2 protein-coding genes are annotated in these 1,215 nt (G+C 64.4%); one reads left to right on the top strand and one right to left on the bottom strand.

What is annotated here, in order from left to right:
• Positions 1–612 (top strand): hypothetical protein (locus AC1D12_RS33700; RefSeq protein WP_477845428.1); only part of this gene is annotated, 612 nt, incomplete at its 5' end.
• A 129-nt stretch (positions 613–741) separates the two neighbouring features.
• Here AC1D12_RS33700 and AC1D12_RS33695 read toward each other — a convergent pair.
• On the bottom strand, positions 742–1,215 hold a 474-nt coding region (locus tag AC1D12_RS33695; RefSeq protein ID WP_477845427.1), incomplete at its 5' end, for a hypothetical protein.

Here is a 1,215-nt window from a genome sequence, read left to right as displayed (position 1 = left end):
CGCCATGGCAAGCCGCTGGGTTTCCTGGCGGGCTTCCTGCTGGCGGCCGGACTCACCGCGAAGGACTGGCAGGACCGCAGCGCGATGCGCCTGGCCACCGCGCGCAACCGCGTTGCGCGGCTCGCGCTGCGGCCGGGCGAGGGCGAGCTGCACATCGGCATGCCGCGCAAGCGCATCCTGCGGATGGCGCGGCGCTATGGCACGGCCAGCGGCCGCCTGTTCGTCGAGCGCTATGCCGATGCGCCGGGCCAGCGTGCGACGCCGGCCTGGCGCGAGCAGCGCTGGGTGCGGCTGCAGGCGCTGCTGGCGGGCTTGCGCGGCTGGCTGAAGGGGGCCGCTTCGGCGGCGGCGAGCCAAGCGCACACGGTGCCGATGCGGGAGGCGATCGACGAGGCCGTGCATGTGCAGCCTTTGCATCCGCCCCGACGCGAGCGGGACAACAGGCCGCGTGTCGACGACGAGACGCGGCAGTTGAAGCCCGACGAAGCGGCGCAGTTGCAGGCGTTGCTGGACGGCGTCGAGGCGCTGGAGGCGAGGTTCCGATTGAACGACGGCGAACAGCCGTATCACCCGTTGCCGGCGTCGGAACTGCGGCTGCGCACGCCGGTGTGAGCATCGGGCCCGCGAACATCTTCAACAGGCGTGTGAGTGTCCGGCGACCTGTCCATCACCGCTCGTTGGCGCGATGTGCGATTGACTTCGTCCATGGGGCGTCTCGATTCTATTTGACAAGGCGCTTGGTCACGAGAAGTGTTCAACACTCAGACGGTTGCAGAGGGCGGCTACTGTGCCGCCGTATGACGACTCCAACAAGAGCAATGAGCACGAGTTGTGATCTCGAGTGAGTTGATCGATTGTTGGAGCGAGATCTCTCTCCAGGAAGTTTCCACCAAGCAAAACTCGCCAAGCGTCTTCGCTGACGTGCTCAGCCGAGTTCAACCGCCAGAAAAAAACTTCCGAGACCACCAGACCGCTGATGAAATCCCTCAGGCCGATTCTGATGACACCGGAAAGCAGCAACTGCTGGCGCTGCCCGGAAGCCGTCTGAAGATTCAGATGGAAGGTCCCGTCAAGGGCAAGTCCGAAGGACATCATCACGGAGTCGTGAACGCCAAGTCCTATGACTCTTCCAGAAGGTTCTGTTTGCATGCGGTGAAGCTGATTCGAGATGAGATTGTTCGACCGCCCCGAGAGGGTCAACCTCTGGGTGTGCCC

This window comes from Rhizobacter sp. P1_G5, from assembly GCF_056405435.1.
Note: the sequence above shows the minus strand (reverse complement) of the source record. Positions and strands in the feature narration are given on the sequence as shown.